This is a genomic window from Arthrobacter sp. 10T44 (assembly GCF_056393885.1).
On record NZ_JBFTGT010000012.1, the window covers coordinates 43,386 to 69,976 of the forward strand.

Here is a 26,591-nt window from a genome sequence, read left to right on the forward strand (position 1 = left end):
CGCTAATGTTAAAGCTCCTGTGTTCGTGAGGGGTACTCCGCCGGCAAATGAAGAAGGCCTCCAATTGCCGGAGCAATCGAAGGCCTCAAAGATCGGTACTGCCGTCCCCGCGAGGAGGAGGCATGCATACCCGCCAGGCTAAATGCCCGGAGAAAATGCCCGACCAGGTACCCGGCAACCTTGATTCCTGAGGAATACTCGCGGCTGACGCGGGTGGGAGAGAACTCCGCTTGCAAACTGAAAACCAATTCTACAGAAAGATACCGGCTCAACGCACGTGGCGCCGCCGGGTCTCTGTTCCGTTTGTGGACTTCTGCAGAAATAACGACATTCAGTTGGTCTGTGACAAGCTTACCAGCATGAGCACTCCAGACAGTAATTCACACGTTTACCAGCCGGCCGATGCCCAGGCCGATGTTTCCCAGCAGATCCGCGACATCTCCGAGGTCCCCGCGATCGAAGTCATTACCACCGCCGCCGTGCACCTGATGAGTGCCGCCGCAGTGAAGCTCGGCCTGGCCGCCGAGGAGAACGCCGAGGAGCTCAAGGACCTGGATGAGGCGCGCAAACTGATCACCGCCCTCGCCGGGCTGGTCACCGCCGCGGCCCCCGAGATCGGCTCCCAGCATGCCGGCCCGTTGCGCGACGGCCTGCGGTCCCTGCAGCTGGCCTTCCGCGAGGAATCCGCCATTCCGGACGCCCCGGGCAAGGGTCCGGGCGAGAAGTACACCGGACCGGTAAACTAGGCCCAGTCAACCAGGGCCCGCCAACAGGGCCCCGTTTGCCGGCACATGCCGGGCATCCACGGCCAACGGGCAACGACCACGGCGGCGGGCGGACCACATCGGTCCGCCCCGCCGGCCAGCCCCACCGAGACGAAGCCCGCGCCAGGGCCCACGCCGTCGATGAAAAGCCCGGCCAGCGGGGCGCCGAGTGCCACCCCGCCGGTAAGGGCGGAGCCATACCAGCCCATCGCCTCGCCTCGGCGGCCCTCCTCAACCAGTTCCGCCACCTTCTCGGACGCGGCAGAGAGCACCGGTGCGCACAGCAGGCCCGGCAGCAGCGAGAGCAGTGCGAGCGTCCAGGTGTCCTGGGCGAACGCCATTGGAAGGGTCAGTGCGGACATGCCCAGCAGCAGCAGGACCGGCGAGACGGGCCGGTGCATGGCGCCGTAGACCAGGCCGCCCAGCACCGATGCCGCGCACCAGAACAGGAACACGATGCCGATTTCGGCCTGATGGCCACCCGTCTGCAGGGCGGCGACAATGCCGACGTCGGTGCCGCTCAGCACCATGCCCGCCCCGGCTGCGACGGCGAAGACCGCCGCGACGGCGGCCGTGAACCAGGCGAAGTTGTGGATGACCTTGTGCCGCAAGCCGGGCCTGCTCTGCCGCCGCTGTTCCGCGGCGGCCAGCGGCGCCAGTTCCGCTGCAGCCTCCTGGACATGGGGTGCCGCGGCGACGAGGGCCGTCTCCGCACCCTCCTGCTGGCCCGCTTCGAAGGCCGGATCCGGTTCGACGCCGGGCGCGGCACTGCGGGTGGGCGGGTTGATCCACATCAGGAACAGGCCGGACAGGGAGGTGGCGACCCCCACCACGGTCAGGCCCAACACGGAGAATCCCGCGGTGGCGACGAGGGCCCCTGCGGCGGGGCCGATCATGAAGACCAGTTCGGTGCTGATCGCGTCCAGGGCGAAGGCTGTCCGCCGCTGCTCGCCGCTGGCCAGGATGCCCAGCGACTGGCGCACGACGCTGAAGATCGGCAGCGTCAGCAGGCCGCCCACGAAGACCAGTGGCAGCAGCAGCTGATAGCTGACGTGCGGCACGATCGACCAGATGACGGTCTCGGAGACGACCGAGGGGATCAGCGCCCTCCGCAGACCCACGGTATCCACACGGCGGCCGCGCCACGGGGCGCCGACGGCAATGCCGATCGTCATGACAGCGGCTGCCGCCCCGGCCGCGGCATAGCCCTGGCCCAGGGTGAGGACGATGTGAAGGGTCAACAGCACGCCTGCGGCGGAGTGCGGGATGCGGGCGACCATGCCGACCAGCAGGAGGTTCCTGATGGGCCTCACGGCAAGCAGGTCCCGGTAAAGCGCGAAATTCACGAAACTGCATTCCTTTGAGTACTGCCTGCGGCAGCGCCGGGATGTCTCCGAACTGGCCGTCGGCTATTGAGCTGCGCGCTGCAACTTGATTTCGATCGAGTCAACCCGTTCAGCAAACGTTTCATTCCGGGCCCAGGCTTCGTTGAGGCCGGCCACGATGGACTGCACCGCGGCGGCGTCGAGTCCGTCTTCAAGGTACAGCACAACGCGCAGCTCCGGACCGGCGCCACCGCCGGGAAGCTGCCTGCCGCCGGCCTGCGCCGACGCAACGCCACCGCCGGGACGAATTTCCACGCGCCGGAGCGCCGGAACACCGGCCGCGGCCGCTTCGACCGCTTCCGCCACCGCCGGATCGCTGTAGCTCGGCGTCCAGGCGTGCTGCCGGGCCAGCGCCCACACGGCCGGGCGGCGCACCACGAAGGTGGCGGCGGAGCCGGGGTCCAGCACCAGCAGTTCGGCGTCCTCGGCAACGGCGGAGAGCGCGGCACGTGCCGCGTACACCGCCACGGGCCGGGCCTCGGGGTGCCACGCGGCCAGGGCTTCGGCCGAGGTGAACACCGGCAGCGCGGTCCGGCCGTCGGGCGCCTTGAGGGTCACCAGGGCCATATCCGCCTGCTTGTCCCCGTGTAGTTCCCCGCCGTACTGTTCCTTGCCTTCCTGGCCGATCACAGCCTCGCCTTCTTCGGCGAGCCGGGCGAGGATCGGCACGAAGACACGTGCGGTCGCCAGGGATGCCACTACCGATGCCTCGTCGCCCTGGCCGGCGGCCAGCGCTGCCAGCGCCGCCAGGTAGCCGGCGTCGGCGGCGCCGTCGTCGTCCTCGAAGTTGTGGATCCTGGCGTCGTCACCGCTGAGGCTGCGGCCCGCCCAGGGCTGCCCGGCCGAGTCCGTCGCGCCGCCGGCACCGGCGAGGGCGGCAGCGATATGCCCGGGCAACGGCCGCCCGGCGGGCTGGGTGCTGTGCTCCATGGCTGGGACGTGCCTAGCGGCGGCCGGCGACGTCGAGGGCCTCGGGCAGCGTGAAGTTCCCGTTGTAGAGGGCCTTGCCGACGATGGCGCCCTCGACGCCGAGCGGCACGAGGGAGCGCAGGACCTTGAGGTCTTCGAGGCTGGAGATGCCGCCGGAAGCCACGACGGGTTTGCCGGTCTTCTCCACCATTTGGCGCAGCAGCTCCACGTTGGGTCCCTGCAAGGTGCCGTCCTTGGTGACGTCGGTGACGACGTAGCGGGCGCAGCCGGCCTCTTCGAGGCGGCCGAGGACCTCCCAGAGGTCGCCGCCTTCCTTGGTCCAGCCGCGGCCGGCGAGGGTGGTGCCGCGGACGTCGAGGCCGACGGCGATCTTGTCGCCGAAGCGCTCGATCACCCGCTGCGTCCACTCGGGATTCTCCAGCGCCGCGGTGCCCAGGTTTACCCGGGCGACGCCGAGCTCCAGGGCCTTTTCCAGGGACTCGTCGTCGCGCAGGCCGCCGGAGAGCTCGACCTTGATGTCCAGCCGGCCCACGACTTCGCGCAGCAGTTCGGCGTTGGAGCCTCGGCCGAAGGCGGCGTCGAGGTCAACGAGGTGGACCCATTCGGCGCCCTGTTCCTGCCAGTTGAGCGCGGCTTCCAGCGGCGTGCCGTAGCTGGTTTCGCTGCCGGCTTCGCCCTGGACCAGGCGCACGGCCTGGCCGTTGACGACGTCGACGGCGGGGAGCAGCTCGAGTACCGGCAGCGGGGTTTCGGTGGTCATCGTAGGGTCCTCACGGTGTTGGGGCGGCAGGTCGGGATAGGGAGCGTGCTTGCGGGCCGGTCAGTTTTCCGGCTGGGGCCAGTTTCCCGGCAGGGGTCAGTTTCCCGGCAGGGTCAAGAGCCAGGCGGCCAGCAGCGACATCCCGGCCAGGAAGTAGAAGACGATCTGGACCCACAGCGGGCTTTTCTGCTGGCGGAAGGACAAGGCGCCGCCGACCAGCAGGCCGGCGAGGCCCATCAGGACTAGGGACCACATCTAGGCGGTCTGTTCCGGGGTGCCGGCATGGCCGGTGCGGGCTTTGGCGCCGCCACGCAGGCTGTCGACCCAGTTGCGCAGCAGGCGCGCACCGGCGTCGCCGGACTTCTCCGGGTGGAACTGGGTGGCGCACAACGGGCCGTTTTCCACCGCCGCGATGAACGGGGCGCCGTGCTCGGACCAGGTAACGAGCGGGGCCGCCATGCGCGGCTGGATCACGTCGAAGTCCCAGTGCTGGACGCCGTAGGAGTGCACGAAGTAGAAGCGCTCGTTCTCGACGCCGGCGAAGAGCCGGGAGCCCTCCGGCACGGTGACCGTGTTCCAGCCCATGTGCGGCACGACCTCGGCCGGGAGGAGCTCGACCTTGCCGGGCCACTCCCCCATGCCTTCGGCGACGGTGCCGTGTTCCACGCCGGCTTCGAACAGGACCTGCAGCCCGACGCAGATCGCGAGCACGGGCCGGCCGCCGGCGACGCGGCGGCCGATCATGCGTACGGCGTCAACGGCCTTGAGCTCGTTCATGACGGTTTCGAAGGCACCGACGCCGGGGACAACGAGCCCGTCGGCGTTGAGCACGTCTTCGGGCTTGGAGCTGAGGATGACCTCGGCCCCGGCGCGTTCCAGGGCGCGGACGGCCGAGCGTACGTTGCCGGAACCGTAGTCGAGCACGGTGACGGTGGGCTTGCCCTCCGGCGAAGCCGGCTTCCTCTCGGCGTCGGGGTCGATGATGGCGCCGTCCCGGAGCACCTTGCCGGTCACAGTGCGCCCTTGGTGGAGGGAATGCCCTCGACGCGGGGATCCGGCTCCACGGCGGCCCGGAGCGCACGGGCGAAGGCCTTGAACTGGGCCTCGACGATGTGGTGCGGGTCCCGGCCGGCAGTGACATTCATGTGCAGGCAGATCCCGGCGTGCAGGGTGATGGCTTCGAAGACGTGCCGGGTCAGGGACCCGGTGAAGTGTCCGCCGATCAGGTGGTATTCCTGGCCGGCCGGTTCGCCGGCGTGTACCAGGTAGGGCCGGCCGGAGACGTCGACGACGGCCTGCGCGAGCGCCTCATCCAGCGGGACCGTGGCCTCGCCGAAGCGGCGGATGCCGGCCTTATTGCCCAGCGCCGTGCGGAGGACCTCGCCGAAGGTGATGGCGACGTCTTCGACGGTGTGGTGGACGTCGATGTGGGTGTCGCCCGTGGCCTTGACCGTCATGTCGATCAGCGAGTGCTTGCTCAGCGCGGTCAGCATGTGGTCGTAGAACGGTACCGAGGTGCTGATGTCCGAGACGCCGGTGCCGTCCAGGTTGATCTCGACCAGGACGGAGGATTCGCTGGTGGTCCGCTCCATGCGTGCGGTCCGGGCAGCGGCTGATCCGGTGTTGCTCATGTGGGTGTCCTTTGGATGTGGCGGGCGCCCGGCGAACGGGGCGGTGTGCGTGGGTCCTGGCTTAAGTCTAGGCGGACTGTACTTCGTGGCCGGTCAGGATCCGTTCCAGGGCTTCCAGAAACGCTGTGGTTTCCGTCTCAGTTCCGGCGGTCACGCGGAGGTGGCCGGGAATGCCGACGTCGCGGATGAGGACGCCGGCGTCGAGCAGACCCTGCCAGGTCTCGTGCGGGTTCTCGAGGCCGCCGAAGAAAACGTAGTTCGAATCCGAAGCGGCCGGCTTGAGGCCCATCCGGGTCAACTCCGTCACGATCCGGTCCCGCTGGCGCTTGATGTCCTCGACGTCGGCCATCAGCGCGACGCGGTGGTGCAGGGCGGCCAGCGCCGTCGCCTGGGTGATGGCGGAGAGGTGATACGGCAGCCGGACCAGCCGCAGGGCATCCGTCACCTCCGGCGCCGCCGCCATGTAGCCGAGCCGGGCGCCGGCCAGGGCGAAGGCCTTGCTCATGGTGCGTGAGACGATCAGCCGCTCCCGGCCGGGCAGCAACGCCAGGGCGCTGGGCGTCCCGTCGTGGGCGAACTCGTGGTAGGCCTCGTCGACGATGACGATGGTCTGGCTTGCTTCTCCGGCCTCGTAGACCGCCTCGACCACGTCAAGCCCCAGGCCTGTGCCGGTGGGGTTGTTCGGCGAACAGAGGAAGACGACATTGGGCTTCAGCTCCCGGACCTGGCGGGCCGCCGAGTCGGCGCTCAGCCCGTAGTCCTCGGCGCGTACACCGACGATGTATTCGGTGTCTGTGCCAGCGGCGAGCAGCGGGTACATCGAGTAAGTGGGAGGGAAGCCGAGCGCGGTCCGTCCCGGGCCACCGAAGGCTTGGAGGATTTGCTGCAGTACTTCGTTCGAACCATTTGCTGCCCAGATGTTCGTGGCATCCAGTCCGTGGCCGAGATACTCGGCGAGGGCTTCCCGCAGTTCGGTGAACTCGCGGTCCGGGTAGCGGTTCAGTCCCGCAGCGGCCTCCGTCACGGCTGCGGCGATGGCGGCGCGGACGTCCGCCGGGACTCCGTGGGTGTTTTCGTTGACGTTCAGCAGGATGGGGACATCCAGTTGGGGCGCACCGTAGGGGCGCAGTCCCCGCAGATTGGTCCGGAGGGGCAGTCGGTTGAGGCGCTCTAGCTGGTCAGTCACTTGCCCAGTTTAAGTGAGACCCGGCCCCGCCCCGAAACTGTGACCGCGAAGGGCCGCCCGGCGGCACCGATGGCCCGGCGCGCCACTCGCCCGGGTAGGGCTTACTTCGAGGGTACGTAGAGCTGCTGGCCGGGGAGGACGCGGGCGGCTCCGAGGTTGTTGAGCTGAACGATGTCGGCGACCACGTCACGGGGGTCGCGCTCCGGGGCGACGGCACCGGCGATGGCCCAGAGGGACTCCCCCGGCTGGACCGTGACGGTGACCGTCGGGGTGAGCGAGAGCTCCGCGGCCGAATCGGCGGCCTTGGCCGGAGCATTCAGGAAGCCGGACAGTGACAGGACGAGGACGGCCAACAGAACCAGCGGCAGCCCGAAGAAGACGAACCGGCCGCGGCGGGTCAGCCGCAGCCGAGCCTGCCGGGCTGGTGCCGCGGGTGCGGCCTCCATGGGGATGGAAACCAGCGAACCGGAAATAGCGCTTACTGCTGACATGAGCTGAGCCCTCCTGGACCTATCTGTGCCACTGGAAATACCTGTGCCGCCCGGCGTACTCCTCGTACCTGCCGCCAACCGGCCTAACCTTCAAACGCAAAACCTTGAATGCGAACCATCGAACCCGAAACTTCGAACACAGAACCGAAACCAGCGGACCGGACTACGGGTGAAGCTTCGAACACATATTCGAACTTTGCTGTTCCTGTTTTAGCACTTATGAACGAACATTGTCGAGACTCGCTAGAACAAATGTTTGAAAAACCTTGTTGGCTGGCCTACTTTTGAATCACAGGACAACCACTTGTGTTGATGAACATCAGTTGATCAGCGGGGTCTGACATTTTCAGCTCGGCAGGTCCCGGTAGCCACAGCGGCCGGGCGGAATGGAAAGGCATGGCGAACATGGCAGCACAAGCCGCCGGCGGGAGGGCTTCCCAGCGCAGCCCCCAAACCGGCCGGGCGCCGAAAAGCCTGACCGTCCGGCAGAAAAAGATCCTGGAGACCATCCAGCGTTCCGTGACGGACAACGGTTACCCGCCCTCGATGCGCGAGATCGGCGACACGGTCGGGCTCGCCAGCCTCTCCAGCGTCACCCACCAGCTCTCGCAACTGGAAAAGCTCGGCTACCTGCGGCGCGACCCCAAGCGGCCGCGCGCCATGGAAGTCCTCATGCCGCTGACACTGGATGAAGGCACGACCAGGATTTCCGGCGTGGAGAAGTCCAGCGGCCTGCGGGCTGTCGGCGGCCTCGCCGTCTCGGAGCTTGCCAGCGCCACGGACACGGCCATGGTGCCGTTCGTGGGCCGTATCGCCGCCGGCGGGCCGATCCTGGCCGACCAGGTGGTGGAGGACGTGATGCCCCTGCCGCGCCAACTGGTGGGCCACGGCGAACTGTTTATGCTCCGGGTGGCAGGCGATTCGATGATCGACGCCGCAATCTGCGACGGCGACTGGGTCGTCGTCCGACGTCAGAACGATGCCGTCAATGGGGATATCGTGGCCGCCCTGCTCGATGACGAGGCAACGGTCAAGACGTTCCGCCAGCGGGACGGCCACACCTGGCTGCTCCCGCAGAACACCCAGTACGAGCCGATCCTCGGCGACCATGCCGTCATTATGGGCAAGGTCGTCTCGGTGCTGCGCTCCCTGTAGCGCCCCTGCCACACCACTCTCCGGCCGGCCCATCTCCCGGCAGCTCGAAGGCCCCGTCCGCAGTTCCGGACGGGGCCTTCTGCGCTCCCGCCCGGTTCTTGGCACACTGACGGCGCGCCCGCCCGCGCGGTGCCGCGGTGACCCGGCAGTGCCGGTCCCGGGCGCGGAAAAAGCGGGCGGGAACGCAAGCGCCGGCCCACATACCCCCGGCCCGGCCACGGCCGGCGGCAGCCTGCGTGGCGGGCCGCTTCACCGGTTACGTGGCGGGCTGCTTGGCGGGGCTCTCCTTGGCGAGGCGTTCCAGGGCGGCCAAGGCCACCGAGGTGTCGGTAGTGGGCCAGAAGGGGGGCAGGGCGGCCCGCAGGAACGCTCCGTACCGTTCGGTGGACAGCCTGGAATCGAGGACCGCCACCACGCCCTTGTCCGACGTCGAACGGATCAGCCGGCCGGCGCCCTGGGCGAGGCGGATGGCCGCGTGGGTCGCCGAGACGCTCATGAAGCCGTTGCCGCCGGACTGGGCCACAGCCCGGGAGCGGGCGGTCATCAATGGATCGTCTGGCCGCGGGAACGGGATCCTGTCGATCACTACCAGGCGGCAGGAGTTCCCGGGCACGTCGACGCCCTGCCAGAGCGACATGGTGCCAAAGAGACAGGTGTCGGGCTCGTCGGCGAACTGCTTCACGAGCGCGGTCATGGTCGACTCGCCTTGGCAGAGAATGCTCAGGCCCAGCCGGGGACGCATCGCTTCGGCCGCCTCCTCGGCGGCGCGCCGGGAAGAGAAGAGACACAGGGCGCCGCCGCCGGAGGCACGGATCAGCTTCTCGAGCTCATCGAGGGCTTCCGGGGATGTTCCCCGGCCGGGCTTGGGCAGGTGCTTGGCAACGTAGAGGATGCCTTGCTTCGGATATTCGAAGGGCGAACCGACGTCGACGCCCGTCCAGCTGGGTGCGCCCGGGCCCACTAGGCCGAGCCCTCCGGCCGCCGGCTCGAAAGCCGAACCGATCGCCAGGGTTGCCGATGTCAGGACGACTGTATGGTCGGCGAACAGTCCCTCGCGGAGCCGACCGGCGACGCTGAGCGGGGCGATGTTGATCAGGGCCGGCGCGGAGTCATCGGGCTGCGAGTAGCCCTGTTGCGGGTCGAAGCTGCTGTTGCGGGAGAACCAGACCACTTCGCGGTTCTCCTTGGCGGCCAGGAGCCGTTCGCACAGTTCCAGGATCACCATCAGCCGGGACCGCGCAAGCTGCCGGCCGCCGTCGGCCGTGTTGGCGCTGTCCCCCTTTGAGTCGGAGAGCGCGGCGCGGCAGGCGTCGCGCAGCTGGTCCACGCAGTCGAGCTGTTCGCTGTTCAGTCCGTTCGGCATCAGGCCGCTGGGAACGCCCTCGATGGCGAGTTCAAGGTTGGACGCGGCGTTGTTGAGCGCATCCACCGTGATCCCGGTGTGCTTGCGGGCGCCGGAGGCGGCGGCGTGGACCATGGCCACGGAGAGCTGGCCGGACACGGCGCCCGTGACCCGGTCCTGCAGTTCGTGCGCCTCGTCCACCACCACGACGTCGTATTCGGGCAGCACGGCCAGGCCCTCGAAGGCGCTGACGGCCAGCATGGCGTGGTTGGTAACCACCACATCGGCGTCGGCTGCGTTCTGGCGGGCGAGTTCGCTGAAGCATTCGGCGGCGAGCGGGCACTTCTGCGCGCCCAGGCACTCCATGGAGGTAACGGAGACCTGCCGCCAGGCACGGTCGGTCACGCCCGGCATGAGCTCGTCGCGGTCCCCGGTCTGGGTGTCCTCGGCCCATTCGCGGAGCCGGACCACTTCCTTGCCGAGTTGCGAGGACGGGCCGCCCATCGCGGCTGCGAAGTGCGGCACCGAGGTGTCCTCGCCGAGGGAGAACAGTTGGCCCTCGGACGGTTCCTCGGAGGGGAAGCCGCCTTCGAGCTTATGGCGGCAGACATAGTTGGACCGGCCCTTGACCAGTGCGACCTTCACCGGCCGCTCCAGGGCCGGGGTGATGGTCTTGAGCAGCCGGGGCAGGTCCCTGCCGACAATCTGGGTCTGAAGTGCCAGGGTGGCGGTGGAGACAAGGGTGGGCTTGTCGCTGACCAGCGAGTGGGCGATCAGCGGAATCAGGTAGGCCAGGGATTTGCCGGTGCCGGTGCCGGCCTGGACCAGCAGGTGGTCGCCGGTCTCGATCGCTCGCGCCACCTGCCTTGCCATTTCGTGCTGGCCGTCGCGGCTCTGGCCGCCCATGCCGGCGACCGCCCGGTCGAGCAGTTCAACCACGAACTGCTCGCCGGACGGGCCGCTTTTAACCTTGGCTTTATCCGGGCCGCTTTGGGACGGCGCGCTTTCGGAAGGACCGGCCGCCCCCTCGGCCACCGCTGGTTCAGTCATTGCTGACGAAGGAATCCAGTTCGGCCGCGAGCCCCTCGCGCACCATCACCACGGCTCGGGTGCCGGTCTCCTCGTGGTCGAGGCTGATGATCTCGGCGTCGGTCTCGTGCAGCTTGCTGAGCAGGTCCCCGCGGTTGTACGGGATCATCAGTTCCATCTTGACGCTGGGCCGCGGAATGCCCTCACTAATGGCCTTGAGCAGCTCCGAGATGCCTTCCCCGGTGCGGGCCGAGACCACAACGTGGCGCGGTTCGCGCTGCTTGAGCCGTTCGATCACGAACGGGTCGGCGGCGTCGGCCTTGTTCAGGACGATGATTTCCGGCACCTTGCGGGCGTCGACTTCGCTGAACACCTTGCGGACGGCCGCAATCTGGCCTTCCGGATCTGGGTGGGAGACGTCGACGACGTGCAGGATCAGGTCCGAGTCGGCGACCTCCTCCAAGGTGGAGCGGAAGGCCTCCACCAGCTGGGTCGGCAGCGAGCGGACAAAGCCCACGGTGTCGGCGAGGGTGTACCCCAGGCCGTCCGAGGTTTCAGCCTTGCGGACCGTCGGGTCCAGGGTGGCGAACAGGGCGTTCTCCACCAGGACGCCGGCGTCGGTCAGGCGGTTCAGCAGCGAGGACTTACCGGCGTTGGTGTAGCCGGCGATCGCCACCGACGGCACGGCATTACGACGCCGGTTGGCCCGCTTCGTTTCCCGGGCCGGCTTCATCGCGGCGATTTCGCGCCGCAGCTTGGCCATCCGGGTGCGGATCCGGCGGCGGTCCAGCTCGATCTTGGTTTCACCGGGGCCGCGCGAACCCATGCCGGCTCCGGCGCCGCCCACCTGGCCACCGGCCTGGCGGGACATCGACTCACCCCAGCCGCGCAGGCGCGGGAGCAGGTATTCGAGCTGCGCCAGTTCCACCTGGGCCTTGCCCTCGCGGCTCTTGGCGTGCTGGGCGAAGATGTCCAGGATCAGGGCCGTGCGGTCGATGACTTTGACCTTGACGATGTCTTCCAGGCTGCGGCGCTGGGAGGGGGCGAGTTCGGCGTCGACCACCACCGTGTCGGCGCCGGTGGACATCACGATGTCCTTGAGCTCCTGGGCCTTGCCGGAGCCCAGGAAGGTGCCAGGGTCGGGCTTGGCGCGGCGCTGGACGAGCCCGTCGAGCACCTCGGAACCGGCCGTTTCCGCGAGGGCTGCCAGTTCGCGCAGGGAGTTCTCGGCATCGGCGAGGGTGCCTTCTGTCCAGAGCCCGGCAAGCACAACGCGCTCGAGGCGCAGCTGCCGGTATTCGACTTCGGTGACATCTTCGAGTTCCGTCGACAGGCCTGCGGTTCGGCGCAGCGCGTGGCGCTCCTCGAGGTCCTGTTGGTCGCCGTCGTAGCTGCTGTGTTCCTCATCCAGCCGCGAAATCGCCTGGGCCTTGCCGAACACCGCCCTGGACTCGCCGGGGTGCCCGGCGTCGGCGCTGCGTCCGGTCTTCGGGGCAGGGGCGTCTTTGGAGAGGATCCGGTCGATGACAGCCTGGATTTCCGCAGGGCTCATGTCCTGGGCGGCTGAATCGGGTCCGGTGTTGGGCTGACTGGTCATGGTCTCCTTTGAAGGGTCTACAACTTCAGAATAGTGCTGTTCGGTGTTTCGTGGCGCGGTATTCGCGCTGGGCTGACGACTATTGGTCATCCGTGCCTCCTGGGTTGCCTGGCGGCTGCGGCGCCGCTGGCCGGGCGGGGCTCCCTGGCAAAGCGCTAAACAAGGGAGCGGGGCGGTGGATATGGGAGGGGAATGGCGTCTGATGGCGCCGTGTGGCGGGGAGAAACGGTCCGTTCAGCACTGCGGCAACTGCTGCCGGGCACTGCTTTGGTTTAAAGCCCTTTGGCTTCAAGGCTTGACTCCAAGTGGTCTGGCGCCAGCGGGTGAGGCATTTGCATCACGGAGGGGGCGCACTGAGCGGAAGGTAACTACCTGCGTCGCTGCGGGGACGGGACATTCGACAACGAATCGAAGGCCCGTGCCGGTTACTTGAAGTTAAGGATCATGTTTTAAGATTAGCAGACCGTGCGGTAGCCACGGCGCGGCGGGGCTGTGCCGGTCGCCGGCGTGTCCGGGCCGGTTTCCCATACCGCCGGACCGCCAACTAATCTGGCCAGTTATGGAGTCTGCACACTATTTCAGCGCCCAGCCCGCCGGGCCGTTCACCCGCAAGCCACTGACCGTGGAGCTTGCCGGCGAGCAGCGGCAACTGCAGACGTCCTCGGGAATCTTCAGCCCGGATGGAATCGATAAAGGGACCGCCGTCCTGCTGGCGGACGTCCCGGCCCCGGCACCGCAGGGAAACCTGCTGGACATCGGCTGCGGCTGGGGGCCGATCGCGCTGACCATGGCCCTGAGGGCGCCCCATGCCCGGGTTTATGCGGTGGATGTCAATGAGCGCTGCGTGGCGCTGACGAATGAAAATGCAGCCCTGCTGGGGCTGGAGAATGTCACGGCCAGCGCACCCGGGGACGTCGACCCGGAACTGCGCTTCGACACGATCTGGTCCAACCCGCCCATCCGGATCGGCAAGGACGAACTCCACGCCCTGCTGCTGCTTTGGCTGCCGCGCCTTGCCCCGGGCGGGTCGGCCTGGCTGGTGGTCCAGAAGAACCTTGGTTCGGATTCGCTTCAGCGCTGGCTCACGGCGGAGCTCGACAGCAGCTTCAGCGTCACCCGCGAGAGCACGTCAAAATCCTTCCGGATCCTGCGGGTCAGGAAAGCGTCCCGCTAGCAACAATCACGGCCGGGCCGCTAAGCTCCACGTGCTCGTGGCCGTCCGCGGCGAGGAAGAATTTCACGCCGACGACGCCGCCGGGAACCGCAACGTTCCAGGTGTCCGGGGCGCCCTGGCCGGCCCAGTGCCGGATCGCGACGGCGGCGGCGCAGGCGCCGGTCCCGCAGGACAGGGTCTCCCCCACTCCCCTTTCGTGCACGCGCATGGTGATGGTCCCGACACCGTCGTGAACGAGCGGCTCGGACGGCACGACGAACTCAACGTTGGTCCCGTGCGGCGGCACCGGGTCGACGCGGGGTGCCCTGAAGAGGTCCGTGGCGTCGAGTTCCGCGAGTTCCGCCAGCGCGACCACGGTGTGCGGGTTCCCCATGCTGACGGACAGCGCGGGCCTGGCGACTTCCAGACCGTCGGCGCTGACCAGCGAATCCATGGCCCGCGCGGTTGCTTCTCCCGGGAAGATGAACTCCCAGGGGCCCATGTCCACGGCGTAGCCGGCCGCCGTCCGGACCACGGTCTTCACACCGCCGCGGGTTCCGATGGTGAGCGACTCGCCGGCCGGCAGGTCGACCAGCCCCTCGTTGATGAGGAAGTGGACGAAGACGCGGACGCCGTTGCCGCACATTTCCGACAGCGAGCCGTCACCGTTGCGGTAGTCCATGAACCATTCGGCCCCGGGGTGGTCGGCAAGCAACTCCCGGCCTTCGGCGAGCAGCCGAGAGGGAACGGCGCGGATGAGTCCGTCGCCACCGATGCCGCGGTGGCGGTCGCAGAGGGCGGCGACCTGCTCCGGGGTGACGGAGAGGGCACCGTTGGGGTCCGCGATCAGGACGAAGTCGTTGCCGGTTCCGTGGCCCTTCGAGAACTTCAGGCCGCCGAGCGCGGCAGTGCCTGAAGCAGCATGGTGGTCAGCGGCCGTGGCAAGGGTTTCGTCCATGCTCCAAGGGTACCGTTCCGGCCAGGCCGGGACGGAACCGTGACACCAGCCACCCCGTCAAAAGCCGCAGCGCCGGGATCCGTAGCGATGGATCTTTGGCGGTGGCTTCAGCGGGAGATCTTCAGCGGGAGATCTTCAGCGGGAGAGCGCAGCGGCCTTCCCCAGCAGTCCGGGGTCCTGCCAGTCAAGCCAGTTGATCCGGGGGTCGGCGCGGAACCAGGTGAGCTGGCGCCGGGCGAACTGCCGGGTCGCGACAATGGTCTCTTCGGCGGCCTGCTCCTGGTCCGCCGCGCCGTCGACGACTTTCAGGAACTGCGCGTAGCCCAGGGCCCGCGAGGCGGTCTTGCCGCGGCGCAGCCCTTCGGCGTCGAGGCGCCGGACCTCCGCCAGCAGCCCCTGCTGCACCATCGCGTGAACCCGGGCGGCTAGGCGTGCCCGCAGCTGTTCGCGGTCCACCTGGAGCCCGATCTGCACGGCCGGCTGGAAGTACTCGCGGGTGGGCATGAAGGAGCTGAAGGGCCGCCCGGTCAGTTCGAAGACCTCCAGTGCCCGGATGACGCGGCGGGCATCACCCAGCCGCCCGGCCGAGACCGGATCCACGAGTTCCAGCCGGGTACGCAGCGGCGCGAGGCCGGCCGCTGCCTCCTCCGCTTCCAGGCGGCGCCGGATGGCGGGGTCGGTTCCGGGGAATTCGAGCACGTCCAGGGCGGCGCGGACGTATAAGCCTGAGCCGCCGGCGAGGATGGCCCGTTTGCCCCGGGCGTGGATGTCCGCAATCACGGCCCTCGCCTGCTGCTGGAAGTCCGAGACACTGGCCTCCTCGGTCACGTCGAGGATGTCCAGGAGGTGGTGCGGCACTCCCCGGCGTTCGGCGGCGGTGATCTTGGCCGTACCGATGTCCATTCCGCGGTAGAACTGCATGGCGTCGGCGTTGACGACCTCGCCGTCGAGGGCCAGTGCCAGCGAGACAGCCAGATCCGACTTTCCGGAGCCGGTGGGCCCGACGACGGCGATGACCGGCGGTGTCGGTTCCGCGGCGCCGGAGTTTCCCGGTGCCGCGGAATCGTCGGGGGCGCCGGCAGGGTCGGGGCCGTCGTAAGGGGCGGGGGCGGGCACGGGGTTAGCGGCCGCGGACCGGGAGGCTCGGCATGCCCAGCGAAACGCCGGATGCGCCTCCCGAGCCGCTGCCGGCGGCCGGAGCGCCGCAGGAATCGGCCTGGGACCGGTCCCAGGCGTCGCCGGCGCGTGAGCGGCGCAGGCTGTAGTCGTCTGCAGTGGCCGGGTCGGCGACGAGGTGGAACGCCGCGGCCTCGGTGATTGTCACCGTGACGAGGTCTCCGGGGCGGGGTGCTTCGGCGCCGTCCGGTACGGAGAAGTGCACTAGGCGCTGGTCCTGGGCGCGGCCGGAGAGGCGGTGGGTTTCCCCGGCCTTTCGGCCCGACTGCGCAGTCACCATGACCTCGACGCGGCGGCCCAGCTGGCGGGCGTTCTCCTCGGCGGCGATCCGGTCCTGCAGGGCGGTGAGCCGTTCGAAGCGTTCCTGGACCACGGCCTTGGGCAGCTGGTCCGGGAGTTCCGCGGCAGGCGTGCCGGGCCGCTTGGAGTACTGGAAGGTGAAGGCGGTGGCGAAGCGGGACTTCTCCACGACGTCGAGCGTGGCCTGGAAGTCCTCCTCGGTTTCACCGGGGAACCCGACGATGATGTCGGTGGAGATGGCGGCATGCGGGATCTTCTCCCGGACCTTGTCCAGGATGCCGAGGAACTTGGTGGAACGGTAGGACCGCTTCATCTCCCGGAGCACCTTGTCCGAGCCGGACTGCAGCGGCATGTGCAGTTGCGGCATGACATTGGGGGTCTCGGCCATGGCGTCGATGACGTCGTCGGTGAAGGCGGCCGGGTGCGGGCTGGTGAACCGGACGCGCTCCAGCCCGGAGATCTCGCCGCAGGCGCGCAGCAGCTTGGAGAACGCCTGCCGGTCGCCGAACTCAACGCCGTAGGAGTTCACGTTCTGGCCCAGCAGTGTGACTTCGATGGCGCCGTCGTCGACGAGGGCCTGGATTTCGGCGAGGATGTCGCCGGGCCGGCGGTCCTTTTCCTTGCCGCGCAGCGCGGGGACGATGCAGAAGGTGCAGGTGTTGTTGCAGCCGACCGAGATGGAGACCCAGCCGGAATAGACGGAGTCACGCTTGGTGGGCAGCGTCGAGGGGAACACATCGAGCGATTCCAGGATTTCCAGCTGCGCCTCGTCATTGTGGCGTGCGCGGTCCAGCAGGGCGGGCAAGGCGCCGACGTTGTGCGTTCCGAAGACGGCGTCGACCCAGGGCGCCTTCTTGAGGATGGTTTCGCGGTCCTTCTGCGCCAGGCAGCCGCCAACGGCGATCTGCATGCCTGGGTTGGCTTCCTTGACCGGGCGGAGGATGCCGAGGTTGCCGTAGAGCTTGTTGTCGGCGTTTTCCCGCACCGCGCAGGTGTTGAAGACGACGACGTCGGCCAGTTCGCCTTCGGAGCGGACGTAACCGGCGGCTTCGAGCATTCCGGACATCCGCTCGGAGTCGTGCACGTTCATCTGGCAGCCGAAGGTCCGCACCTGGTAGGTGCGGGCCGGGGCAGTCTCATCCGGATAAGGGGCTCCGCCGGCGGCGGGGGAAGGAATGGTCAAACTCACCTGTTAAGGGTACCGGTTCGGCGTGGCCGTATTCGCGGATGCCTCGTTTCGATGCCGCGAAGGGCCTCGCATCAGGCACCGCCGTCCTGCTCTTTGAGGCCAGCGTCCAGGACCTCCCCCACGATCCGGAAGGCCTGCGACGGCTGGTAGCCCTTTCGCGCGAGCATGGAGGCCAGCCGACGCACCGTTTTGTCCCGCTCGGCACGGTCTTCCAGTCCCCTCGCGTTGCGCAGCTTGCGTTCCACGAGTTCCCGCGCCGCGGTTTCCTCGTCCTCGTCACTGAGCTGTTCGAGGGCGCCGGCAGCGGTCTCCTCGTCGATGCCCTTCTCAGCCAGCTCCCGGCGCAGGGCGCCCTTGGCCAGCTTCCGCGTCTGGGACCTGCTCCGCACCCACATATCGGCGAACTCGGCGTCGTCGATGAGGCCGACCTCTTCGAAGCGGTCAAGGACGGCCTCGGCCACGTCGTCCGGGATGTTGCGCTCGGCCAGCTTGCGGGAAAGCTGCAGCCGGCTCTTGGGCGAGTTGGTCAGCTGCCGCAGCACGACGGCGCGTGCCACGGCGGCGGGATCAGCGTCGGCATCCTGCTCGGGCGCCGGCTGCACGGTCCGGTGCGGGTCGCCGGGGCCGTCAACGACGCCGGGGCCAGGATTCCGGGAAGAGAATCCTGACCCCTTACGGCGTCGTGCGGCGGAGGCCCGGCTGTTAGAAGCCGTCAACGGCCTTCAGCTTCGGTGATTCCTCCGGGTCGGCGGCCTTGACGCCGACGCCGAGCTTTTCCTTGATCAGGCGCTCGAGTTCGGCGGCGAGTTCCGGGTTGTCCCGCAGGAATCGCCGGGAGTTCTCCATGCCCTGGCCCAGCTGGTCCCCGTCGTAGGTGAACCACGAGCCGGACTTCTTGATCAGGCCGTGCTCGACACCCATATCGATGATGCCGCCCTCGCGGGAGATGCCCTGGCCGTAGATGATATCGAATTCGGCGATCTTGAAGGGCGGAGCCATCTTGTTCTTGACGATCTTCGCCTTGGTCCGGTTGCCGACAGAGTCCGCGCCCTCCTTGAGGGTCTGGATGCGGCGGACGTCGATGCGGATCGAGGCGTAGAACTTCAGCGCCTTACCGCCGGTGGTGGTTTCCGGGGAGCCGAAGAACACGCCGATCTTCTCGCGCAGCTGGTTGATGAAGATTGCCGTGGTCTTGGTCTGGCTCAACCGGCCGGTGATCTTACGCAGCGCCTGGCTCATCAGCCGCGCCTGCAGGCCGACGTGGCTGTCGCCCATGTCGCCTTCGATTTCGGCGCGGGGTACCAGAGCGGCGACGGAGTCGATGACGATCACGTCCAGCGAGCCGGAGCCGATCAGCATGTCCATGATTTCAAGCGCCTGCTCACCCGTGTCCGGCTGGGAGACGAGCAGCGCGTCGGTGTCCACACCGAGCTTGGCGGCGTATTCCGGGTCGAGGGCGTGCTCGGCGTCGATGAATGCGGCGATGCCGCCCTGGCGCTGGGCGTTGGCCACGGCGTGCAGCGCGACGGTGGTCTTACCGGAGGACTCAGGGCCGTAAATCTCGACGACGCGGCCGCGGGGCAGGCCGCCGATTCCGAGGGCCACGTCCAGTGCGATGGAGCCGGTGGGGATGACCTCGATGGGTGCGCGGACTTCGTCGCCCAGGCGCATGACGGAGCCCTTGCCGAACTGCTTGTCAATCTGGGCTAGCGCTGCGTCGAGCGCCTTCTGGCGATCCGGGGCTGCGGCCATGATTCACACCTCTAATACTTTCTCGCTGGAGAGTGGCCGTCGCGGCCGTTGTTATGTCATCCCTGACGCTAGTGGCAGCCACTGACAAAGTTGCCGCCGCCGTCGCGTATGTGGATAACGCTCTGAAAAAAGCATAGCCCGACCCGAACAGATATTCGAACAATCGCAGCGGCGTGTCAGTCGTCCGATGCCCGACGACCGGTGCCGGACCGGTGCCGGCGCGGCGCCGGGGAGGGCCCGGTCAGCGCGGCTTAACGTCGCGGCCGAGCCGCCGTTCGGCGGGCACATCCTGGACATCGCAGAGCGCCAGCCAGACCTGTTTGGGCGGTACGCCCGCGCTCAGCGCCTGGTCCGCGGTGCGTCCGCCCACACCCGCCAGCACCAGGGAGCTGCTGAGGACCCGGGAATATCCCGCCCCGAACTCGTCGTCCATAAGCCGCCAGAAGTCGCTGATTCTCACCGATAAAGTCTCTCACGGGCGCGGACCCTAGAATGGTTGCTATGAGCAACCCAAGCGACGCCGCCCCGGATCCGGCGCCAATTTCCGGGACCGGCGAACCCGCCGCGGAGGAGGCGCTGGCCGCCGTCGAGCGCCAGTTGAGCCTGCTGTGGCGGCGTGCCCGTTCCATGTCGCAGCAGCTCTCCCGCCAAGTCCATCCCGAGATGGAGCCTGCGGCGTACGGGCTGCTGTCGGTCCTTCGGACCAAGGGCCCCATCCGGCTGACCGAACTGGCCTCCTGCATCGGCGTCGGCAAGCCCTCGGTGAGCCGCCAGGTCGCCTTCCTGGAAGGCCTCGGCCTGGTATCAAAGGAAGCCGACCCGCTGGACGGCCGCGCCCAGGCCATCAGCCTGACGGCCAAGGGCGAGGAGAAGATGCACCTGGTCCAGGATGCGCGCCGCGAGGTCTTCCGCGAACGGCTGGCAGAGTGGCCGGCCGGGGAACTGGAAGCCTTCGCCGGCTACATGGCGAAGCTCAACGCCACCTACGAACGCGACGGCTTCCCGCGCGACGAAGGCCTCTAAGCCGCTCCGGCGAAGGAGCACCGGCCAGAACATATGGCTCCAGGACACGGAAAAGGTCCCCGGCACACCGCCGGGGACCTTCCTTTGGATCGAATGGAGTGGGGCTAGCGGGCCCCGGAGAGCAGGCCTGTGGCCAGCTCGTCGTTCAGCTCGGTGTTGAGTTCACGGTCCAGGTCACGGCCGTAGCGCTGCGCAAATTCCTGGGGCACGGTGTCCGGTACCGCTACGCCCTCGGCCACGGCGACGCGGTCGCTGACTTCGCGGAGCATGCTGGACAACGGGACGTCGAGGGCCGAGCAGATCGAGGAGAGCAGCTCCGAGGAGGCTTCCTTCTGGCCGCGTTCCACTTCACTCAGGTAGCCCAGGGATACACGGGCACTGTGCGAGACTTCGCGGAGGGTACGGCCTTGGCGTTGGCGGACATCGCGCAGGACATCACCGATTTCGTGACGAAGTACAACCATCTTGCGCTCCTTCTGTTCGCTCTTTGCCTGATCGGCGAGGCCCACATCCTTCCAGCGGACAACGCCGTTTACGGATACGGGCTGCTTTACCATCTGTATCGCCTTGCTCCCTCGTATGTGTTGTTCGCGGTTTAGTGCGAACGTTGTGATGATTTCATCCTAGGCGCCACCCTTATTCGGGGGCGACACAATGTAACAACTATTCGGAATCAACTTTTGTTCCCGGCAACTTTACCCGCGGTAGCTTGCCGGCGATAGGGCTTCGAGCAGGCGCTCCAGGGCGGCGCCGCACGCCAGCGCCCGGATCTCCTGGCGGCTCCCCTCGAAGTGGTACGCGAACGACGTCGCGCCTTCTGCCGTGGCGAGTCCGATGAAAACGGTTCCCACATCCTTGCCGTCGTGCGCCTCCGGGCCCGCCACCCCGGTGGTGGCCACGGCGACGTCGGTACCGCACGCGGTGCGCGCACCGGCGGCCATCGCCGCGGCAACCTGACCGTCCACCGACCCGGCGGCGTCGAGGAGTTCGCGGGACACGCCCAGGATGCTGGCCTTGACCGAGTTCGCATAGGCGACCACACCGCCCTGCAGCATGCCGGACGCACCGGGGGTATCGGCCAGCACGGCGGCCACCATTCCGGCGGTGAGCGACTCAGCCGTGGCCACGGTCAGCCCGCGCTCAATGGCGCGGGCCACAGCCTGCTCGGCGAGCCGGTGCAGATTCGGGTGCAGCCCCGGGTGGGCGTTCGGCTGCGGATTGCTCATGGCGTCCCCTCCTGGACCTGCTGCTTTTTGGCCCGGATGCCGCTGGCGCGCAGCTTGAGGGCTTCAACGACATATTCGGCGCCGGTCCAGACCGTGATCGCCAGGGCGGCCATCATGACCGCGAAGGCCAAGAATCCCAGCCACGGCGCAATCGAGGCCAGCGGCATCACGTACAGGAAGATCGCCGCGGTCTGCACGACGGTCTTGAGCTTGCCGCCGCGGGATGCCGGGATCACGCCGTAGCGGATCACGAAGAAGCGCAGCGCCGTGACCCCCCACTCGCGGACGAGGATCAGGACCGTGACCCACCAGGGCAGTTCGCCGAGCAGGGAAAGCATCACCAGGGCCGAGCCGATCAGCAATTTGTCCGCGATCGGGTCCGCGATCTTGCCGAAGTCGGTGATTAGCCCGCGGCTGCGCGCGATGTCGCCGTCGAGCTTGTCAGTGTAGATCGCCACCGCGAAGACGACGACCGCGGCCCAGCGCCACGCGCCGTTCTGCGCGTCCAGGCCCGGGGCATCGGCGAGGAGGAACCAGACGAAAAACGGCACCAGCGCGATCCGCAGCATCGTGAGGATGTTGGGCAGGTTCCAGATCCGCGGGGCGGACCCGGCGTTGGTTTCGGCGCTAGTCACCTTCCTAGGCTACCGTCTCGCCGCCGGCTACCGTCCGGTCAGCGACCAGGCGTCCTCGGAACCCTCGTCGTCGTCGCCGGGGCCGTCGGCGCCGTCGTAGTAGTCGACGCTCTGGGTGCGGTTGTCCAGGTCGGCGGCCACCAGGTCCTCCGCGTAGCCGCCCTGGGCGATGTTGGCGTTCGCGTTCTCGCTCAGCGCGGCCGTCTGCGAATCGGTGGCGACCGGGCCGTCCTGGCCCTTCATGGCGGCCAGGACCGCGGCAAGGTCGTCCGGCTTGACCAGGACGTCGCGGGCCTTGGAGCCCTCTGAGGGGCCCACCACTCCCCTGGACTCCAGCAGGTCCATCAGGCGGCCGGCCTTGGCGAAGCCGACCCGGAGCTTGCGCTGCAGCATCGACGTCGAGCCGAACTGCGTGGTAACGACGAGCTCGGTGGCCTGCAGCAGGACCTCGAGGTCGTCTCCGATGTCGTCGTCGATCTGCTTCTTCTGCGCCTCGGGGGCAACGTCGTCCCGGTAGACGGCCTTGAGCTGGCCCTTGACGTGTTCGACGACCTTATGGATTTCGGACTCGGTCACCCAGGCGCCCTGCACGCGCATCGCCTTGGAGGCACCCATCGGCAGGAAGAGCGCGTCGCCCTGGCCGATCAGCTTCTCGGCGCCGGGCTGGTCCAGGACCACGCGGGAGTCGGTCACGGAGGAGGTGGCGAAGGCCATGCGGGACGGGACGTTGGCCTTGATCAGGCCGGTGACGACGTCGACGGAGGGCCGCTGCGTGGCGAGCACCAGGTGGATGCCGGCGGCGCGGGCGAGCTGGGTGATGCGGACGATGGAGTCTTCGACGTCGCGCGGGGCCACCATCATGAGGTCGGCGAGTTCGTCCACGATCACCAGCAGGTACGGGTACGGGCGGATGACGCGCTTGGAGCCCTCCGGCGGGTGCACCTTTCCGGCCCGGACCGCTTTGTTGAAGTCGTCGATGTGCTTGAAGCCGTAGTTGGCGAGGTCGTCGTAGCGGGCGTCCATTTCTCGGACCACCCATTGCAGCGCCTCGGCTGCCTTCTTGGGGTTGGTGATGATCGGGGTGATCAGGTGCGGGACGCCCTCGTAGGCGGTCAGCTCCACCCGCTTGGGGTCCACCATGACCATGCGGACCTCGTCCGGGGTGGCGCGCATCAGGATCGAGGTGATCATCGAGTTCACGAACGAGGACTTACCGGCACCGGTGGCGCCGGCCACGAGCAGGTGCGGCATCTTCGCGAGGTTGGCGACGACGTAGCCGCCCTCGACGTCCTTGCCGACGCCCATGACCATGGGGTGGTCCGTCCGGCGCGCGTTCTGGCTGCGCAGCACATCGCCGAGCGACACCGTCTCGCGGTCCGTGTTGGGGATCTCGATGCCGATGGCCGACTTGCCCGGGATGGGGCTCAGGATGCGCACGTCCGAGCTCGCGACGGCGTAGGAGATGTTCTTGGACAGGGCGGTGACGCGTTCCACCTTGGTGCCCGGGGACAGTTCGATTTCGTAGCGGGTCACGGTGGGTCCGCGGCTGAATCCGGTGACCTGGGCATCGACGTTGAACTGGGTGAGCGTCTCGGTCAGCGAGGCGACGATCGCGTCGTTGGCCTCGGTGCGTTCCTTGGGGATGGAGCCGGGGGTGAGCATGTCCGACGCCGGCAGCGTGTAGGTGACGTCGCCGGCGAGCGAGAGCTGTTCGGTGCGCTGCGGGATCGGGGTGGGCGGCGGCGCCGGGGCAACCGGGTTCGCGGGGACCTTGGGAGCGGCGGCGCCGGCGTTCGGGGAGGGGTTCAGGGATCCGGCGGCGACCATGCCGGGGGTGACGAGCGGGATCGCCTCGGTGGCGTTCTCCGCCGCGGCGCCGGCCGCGGTGCTGCCAAGGCCCTGGGCCGCCTTGATCTTTTCGACGGCGATTTCGGCCTGTGTGGGCCGCCGGACGCCGGGCGCCACGGCCTTGGCGGCCTTGCCGCCTGCCTTTGTGCCGGCGGCGCCTGCGGTCGTTTCGTCGTCGTCGACGACGGCGTGTTCGAAGGCTTCGTCGCCGACGTAGCCTTCCAGCCGGGCGTCGCCGTCGTCGTCCTTGCCGAACAGGCGCTTGCGCTTCTTCTTGGGTGCGGGGGCGTCGTTCTCGTACAGGTAGCTGCGGTCGTGGGCGTCGTTCCCAGCTTCGTCCGGGTAGTCCTGCAGGTCGATGCCCATCAGGTGCTCGTAGGCGCCGCGCAGCCGGGACGGGATGGCGCCGAAAGGTGTGGCCGTGACGATGAGCAGCGAGGTGAAGGCCAGCAGGCTGTAGAGCGCGACCGGCACGGCGGCGTGGATGGTCGCCAGTGGGGCGGCGGCGAGGTAGCCCAGCATGCCGCCTGCGCGGCGGAGCCCGTCGAAGCCGTCGGCGACGGTCGGCTGGCCGCCGATGATGTGCGCCAGGCCGCTGCCGGCGAAGGTCATGATGAGGAAGCCGATGCCGATCCGGTTGTTGCCGCGGCCGTCGACCGGCTGGCGAAACAGCCGGAAGGCGCAGACGAAGAGCATCAGCGGCAGCAGCAGGGACATCCAGCCGAAGGTGCCGTTGACGACTCCGAAGACCAGGTCCGGGAGCCAGCCTTGGAAGCCCCACCAGGCGAAGGTGGCAATGAAGACGCCGAGCGCGAGGTTGAACAGGGCGGCGCCGTCGCGGCGGTCGGCCGGGTCGAGGTCGCTGACATCGTGGCCGATCCGGCGGATACCGGCGCCCACCACATGGCCTACCCCCAGCCAGGCCCCGGCCACAATCCGCACCAGCCATGGCTGCCGCGGTTCGACGGCGGCAAGCTGCCGGGTGCGCGCGGTTCCCTGCGGACGGCTGGTCTTGGACGCAGCTGCGCCCGAGCCCCGGCCCGCAGAGCCGCCGGTGGTGCTCTTTGAATTGCCGCGTGAGTTGCCGCTGGAGTTGCCTCTAGGCGCGGAGGAGGTGCGTGTCGCCATACCCGCAACGGTACCCGACGCCGGGCGGAAAACCGCGGATTTCCGGGGCAGGCGGGGATCATGTTGAACCGCCCGGGCGGCTGGTTTCCCCGCCGCCACCGCGCCCAAGGGGCTTCCTGGCAACGGAAACGGCCCTCCCCGGCGGCGCCGCCGGGAAGGCGGTGCCGGCGGGGAGGGCCGTTTCGGTGCAGCTCGTGGGCTGTGCTCGTTGCCTGGCTGTGCTTTTGCCGGGCCGTGCGCGGGCCTACGCCTCCAGGACCACCGGGATGATCATGGGCTTGCGGCGCAGCTTGCGGTTGACCCAGGTACCGACGACGCGGCGGACAACCTGCTGGAGCTGCTGCGAGGTGTGATCCCGGTTCTGCACGGCTTCCTCGAGTGCGGCGTTGATCTTAGGGATGATCTCATCGAAAACGGAATCGTCCTCGGCCACGCCGCGGGCGTGGATCTCCGGCCCGGAGACCACCTTGCCGGTGGCACGGTGGATGACCGTGATGATCGAGATGAAGCCCTCGTCGCCCAGGGTCTGGCGGTCCTTGAGGTCCGCTTCGGTGACTTCGCCGACGCTGGAGCCGTCAACGTAGACAAAGCCGACCTCGACCTGGCCGACGACGTCGGCCTGGTGGTCGCGGAGGTCGATGACGGTGCCGTTGTCCGCCAGCAGGATGCTCTCCTCCGGGACGCCCGACTCGAGGGCGATCTTTCCGTTGGCGATCAGGTGGCGCGTCTCGCCGTGCACCGGCATCGCGTTGAGCGGCTCAAGGATGTTGTAGCAGTAAAGAAGCTCGCCCGCGGCCGCGTGGCCGGAGACGTGGACCTTGGCGTTGCCCTTGTGGATGACATCCGCGCCGAGCTTGAGCAAGCCGTTGATGATGCGGAAGACGGCGTTTTCGTTGCCCGGGATGAGGCTGGACGCGAGGATCACGGTGTCGCCTTGGCCGACGATGACGCGGTGGTCGCCGTTCGCCATGCGGGACAGCGCCGCCATCGGCTCGCCCTGGGAGCCGGTGGACATCAGGACCACGCGGTTATCCGGCAGGTTGTCGATGTTCTTGATGTCGACGAGGATGCCCGCCGGCACCTCGAGGTAGCCGAGCTTGGCGGCGATGGCCATGTTGCGGACCATGGAGCGGCCGACGAAGGCCACCTTGCGGTTGTGGTTCGCGGCGGCGTCGAGGACCTGCTGGACGCGGTGCACGTGCGAGGAGAACGACGCCACGATGATGCGCTTGGACGCCTGGCCGAAGAGCCGGTCCAGCGTGGGGCCGATTTCCTTTTCCGCGGTGGTGAAGCCGGGGACGTCGGCGTTCGTGGAGTCGGACATGAACAGATCCACGCCTTCTTCGCCGAGCTTGGCGAAGTGGCGCAGGTCGGTGATCCGGCCGTCGAGGGGAAGCTGGTCCATCTTGAAGTCGCCGGTGTGCAGCACGGTGCCGCCGGAGGTGCGCAGGAAGACGGCGAGGGCGTCCGGGATCGAGTGGTTGACGGCTACGAATTCGCACTCGAAGGGGCCGAGCTTCTGGATCTGGCCCTCACTCACGATCTGGGTGTTCGGCTTGATCCGGTGTTCCAGGAGCTTCGCCTCGATCAGGGCCAGCGTCAACTGCGAGCCGACGATGGGGATGTCGTTGCGCAGGCGCAGCAGGTACGGGACGGCACCAATGTGGTCCTCGTGGCCGTGCGTGAGGATGACGGCGACGATGTCGTCCATGCGGTTCTCGATGTAGGAGAAATCGGGCAGGATCAGGTCAACGCCGGGCTGGGTCTCTTCCGGGAAGAGGACGCCGCAGTCAACGATGAGCAGCTTGCCGTCGATTTCGAAGACAGTCATGTTGCGGCCAATCTCCCCGAGGCCGCCAAGCGGAACGATCCGCAGGGTGTTCTTGGGCAGTTTCGGCGGCGTGACGAGGCCGGGAAGGGCGGTTTGGGTCAT

At 68.1% G+C, this 26,591-nt stretch carries 25 protein-coding genes; 4 read left to right on the forward strand and 21 right to left on the reverse strand.

Features of this window, described 5'->3' with window-relative positions; all coding sequences use genetic code 11:
* The first annotated feature begins 359 nt into the window (after positions 1–359).
* On the forward strand, positions 360–746 hold the full coding sequence (locus AC1DBL_RS15985; RefSeq protein ID WP_476893583.1) for a DUF1844 domain-containing protein: 387 nt from the start codon (positions 360–362) through the stop codon (positions 744–746).
* Here AC1DBL_RS15985 and AC1DBL_RS15990 read toward each other — a convergent pair.
* The 8 genes from AC1DBL_RS15990 to AC1DBL_RS16025 form a co-directional block, all read right to left on the reverse strand.
* On the reverse strand, positions 743–2,110 hold the full coding sequence (locus AC1DBL_RS15990) for an MFS transporter (protein WP_476926459.1): 1,368 nt from the start codon (positions 2,108–2,110) through the stop codon (positions 743–745). The genes AC1DBL_RS15985 and AC1DBL_RS15990 overlap by 4 nt on opposite strands.
* A gap of 63 nt (positions 2,111–2,173) precedes the next feature.
* Positions 2,174–3,079, reverse strand: a complete 906-nt coding sequence (locus tag AC1DBL_RS15995; protein WP_441419411.1) for an SseB family protein — start codon at positions 3,077–3,079, stop codon at positions 2,174–2,176.
* A gap of 13 nt (positions 3,080–3,092) precedes the next feature.
* Positions 3,093–3,839 carry a bifunctional 1-(5-phosphoribosyl)-5-((5-phosphoribosylamino)methylideneamino)imidazole-4-carboxamide isomerase/phosphoribosylanthranilate isomerase PriA gene (gene priA / locus AC1DBL_RS16000; protein WP_441419410.1) on the reverse strand — a complete coding sequence of 249 codons (747 nt, stop codon included), beginning with the start codon at positions 3,837–3,839 and terminating at the stop codon, positions 3,093–3,095.
* Positions 3,840–3,935: 96 nt separating this feature from the next.
* Positions 3,936–4,094, reverse strand: a complete 159-nt coding sequence (locus AC1DBL_RS16005) for a hypothetical protein (protein WP_441419409.1) — start codon at positions 4,092–4,094, stop codon at positions 3,936–3,938.
* Positions 4,095–4,853 carry an imidazole glycerol phosphate synthase subunit HisH gene (gene hisH / locus AC1DBL_RS16010; RefSeq protein WP_476926460.1) on the reverse strand — a complete coding sequence of 253 codons (759 nt, stop codon included), beginning with the start codon at positions 4,851–4,853 and terminating at the stop codon, positions 4,095–4,097.
* The gene (gene hisB / locus AC1DBL_RS16015; protein WP_175323243.1) at positions 4,850–5,470 is read right to left on the reverse strand and encodes an imidazoleglycerol-phosphate dehydratase HisB; all 621 of its coding nucleotides are present in this window, start codon (positions 5,468–5,470) and stop codon (positions 4,850–4,852) included. Before hisB ends, hisH begins: the two co-directional genes overlap by 4 nt.
* Positions 5,471–5,537: 67 nt before the next feature.
* Entirely contained in the window at positions 5,538–6,656 is a 1,119-nt protein-coding gene (locus AC1DBL_RS16020) for a histidinol-phosphate transaminase (RefSeq protein ID WP_476926461.1), read from the reverse strand.
* Positions 6,657–6,757: 101 nt separating this feature from the next.
* Positions 6,758–7,102 carry a LysM peptidoglycan-binding domain-containing protein gene (locus AC1DBL_RS16025; RefSeq protein WP_441419453.1) on the reverse strand — a complete coding sequence of 115 codons (345 nt, stop codon included), beginning with the start codon at positions 7,100–7,102 and terminating at the stop codon, positions 6,758–6,760.
* Between the two features lie 450 nt (positions 7,103–7,552).
* On the opposite strand from AC1DBL_RS16025, the gene lexA reads away from it, so the two are divergent.
* Positions 7,553–8,302 (forward strand): transcriptional repressor LexA, encoded by a 750-nt coding sequence (gene lexA, locus AC1DBL_RS16030; protein ID WP_175323240.1) that lies wholly within the window; start codon positions 7,553–7,555, stop codon positions 8,300–8,302.
* A 256-nt stretch (positions 8,303–8,558) separates the two neighbouring features.
* Here the strand turns inward: lexA and AC1DBL_RS16035 are convergent, their stop codons facing one another.
* Both AC1DBL_RS16035 and hflX read right to left on the reverse strand, forming a co-directional pair.
* The gene (locus AC1DBL_RS16035; RefSeq protein ID WP_476926462.1) at positions 8,559–10,694 is read right to left on the reverse strand and encodes an ATP-dependent DNA helicase; all 2,136 of its coding nucleotides are present in this window, start codon (positions 10,692–10,694) and stop codon (positions 8,559–8,561) included.
* Positions 10,687–12,270: a GTPase HflX gene (hflX, locus tag AC1DBL_RS16040; RefSeq protein WP_476926463.1), complete on the reverse strand. Its 1,584-nt coding sequence runs from the start codon at positions 12,268–12,270 to the stop codon at positions 10,687–10,689. Before hflX ends, AC1DBL_RS16035 begins: the two co-directional genes overlap by 8 nt.
* A gap of 559 nt (positions 12,271–12,829) precedes the next feature.
* Here hflX and AC1DBL_RS16045 point away from each other — a divergent pair.
* Positions 12,830–13,444, forward strand: a complete 615-nt coding sequence (locus AC1DBL_RS16045; RefSeq protein ID WP_441419404.1) for a class I SAM-dependent methyltransferase — start codon at positions 12,830–12,832, stop codon at positions 13,442–13,444.
* Here the strand turns inward: AC1DBL_RS16045 and dapF are convergent.
* The 6 genes from dapF to AC1DBL_RS16075 form a co-directional block, all read right to left on the reverse strand.
* Complete coding sequence (gene dapF, locus AC1DBL_RS16050; RefSeq protein ID WP_476926464.1) at positions 13,425–14,381, reverse strand: diaminopimelate epimerase; 957 nt, start codon at positions 14,379–14,381, stop codon at positions 13,425–13,427. The two genes, AC1DBL_RS16045 and dapF, sit on opposite strands and share 20 nt — an antisense overlap.
* A gap of 135 nt (positions 14,382–14,516) precedes the next feature.
* Positions 14,517–15,395: a tRNA (adenosine(37)-N6)-dimethylallyltransferase MiaA gene (gene miaA, locus AC1DBL_RS16055; RefSeq protein WP_476926477.1), complete on the reverse strand. Its 879-nt coding sequence runs from the start codon at positions 15,393–15,395 to the stop codon at positions 14,517–14,519.
* Between the two features lie 106 nt (positions 15,396–15,501).
* The gene (miaB, locus tag AC1DBL_RS16060) at positions 15,502–17,046 is read right to left on the reverse strand and encodes a tRNA (N6-isopentenyl adenosine(37)-C2)-methylthiotransferase MiaB (protein ID WP_476926465.1); all 1,545 of its coding nucleotides are present in this window, start codon (positions 17,044–17,046) and stop codon (positions 15,502–15,504) included.
* 71 nt (positions 17,047–17,117) lie between these two features.
* On the reverse strand, positions 17,118–17,603 hold the full coding sequence (locus tag AC1DBL_RS16065; protein ID WP_476909750.1) for a regulatory protein RecX: 486 nt from the start codon (positions 17,601–17,603) through the stop codon (positions 17,118–17,120).
* Between the two features lie 145 nt (positions 17,604–17,748).
* Positions 17,749–18,798, reverse strand: a complete 1,050-nt coding sequence (gene recA, locus AC1DBL_RS16070; RefSeq protein WP_138769744.1) for a recombinase RecA — start codon at positions 18,796–18,798, stop codon at positions 17,749–17,751.
* 241 nt (positions 18,799–19,039) lie between these two features.
* On the reverse strand, positions 19,040–19,258 hold the full coding sequence (locus AC1DBL_RS16075) for a DUF3046 domain-containing protein (RefSeq protein ID WP_056740635.1): 219 nt from the start codon (positions 19,256–19,258) through the stop codon (positions 19,040–19,042).
* A gap of 41 nt (positions 19,259–19,299) precedes the next feature.
* On the opposite strand from AC1DBL_RS16075, the gene AC1DBL_RS16080 reads away from it, so the two are divergent.
* Complete coding sequence (locus AC1DBL_RS16080) at positions 19,300–19,821, forward strand: MarR family winged helix-turn-helix transcriptional regulator (protein WP_441419401.1); 522 nt, start codon at positions 19,300–19,302, stop codon at positions 19,819–19,821.
* A gap of 104 nt (positions 19,822–19,925) precedes the next feature.
* Here AC1DBL_RS16080 and AC1DBL_RS16085 read toward each other — a convergent pair whose 3' ends face one another.
* The 5 genes from AC1DBL_RS16085 to AC1DBL_RS16105 all read right to left on the reverse strand — a co-directional run bounded on the left by AC1DBL_RS16085 (position 19,926) and on the right by AC1DBL_RS16105 (position 26,591).
* A complete protein-coding gene (locus AC1DBL_RS16085; RefSeq protein ID WP_138769747.1) occupies positions 19,926–20,378 on the reverse strand; it encodes a helix-turn-helix domain-containing protein in 453 nt (150 codons plus the stop codon).
* A gap of 138 nt (positions 20,379–20,516) precedes the next feature.
* Complete coding sequence (locus tag AC1DBL_RS16090; protein ID WP_476909752.1) at positions 20,517–21,047, reverse strand: CinA family protein; 531 nt, start codon at positions 21,045–21,047, stop codon at positions 20,517–20,519.
* Complete coding sequence (pgsA, locus tag AC1DBL_RS16095; RefSeq protein WP_476917653.1) at positions 21,044–21,682, reverse strand: CDP-diacylglycerol--glycerol-3-phosphate 3-phosphatidyltransferase; 639 nt, start codon at positions 21,680–21,682, stop codon at positions 21,044–21,046. The genes AC1DBL_RS16090 and pgsA overlap by 4 nt, the downstream gene beginning before the upstream one ends.
* A 27-nt stretch (positions 21,683–21,709) precedes the next feature.
* A complete protein-coding gene (locus tag AC1DBL_RS16100) occupies positions 21,710–24,658 on the reverse strand; it encodes an FtsK/SpoIIIE family DNA translocase (protein ID WP_476926466.1) in 2,949 nt (982 codons plus the stop codon).
* A 244-nt stretch (positions 24,659–24,902) separates the two neighbouring features.
* Complete coding sequence (locus tag AC1DBL_RS16105) at positions 24,903–26,591, reverse strand: ribonuclease J (protein WP_441419398.1); 1,689 nt, start codon at positions 26,589–26,591, stop codon at positions 24,903–24,905.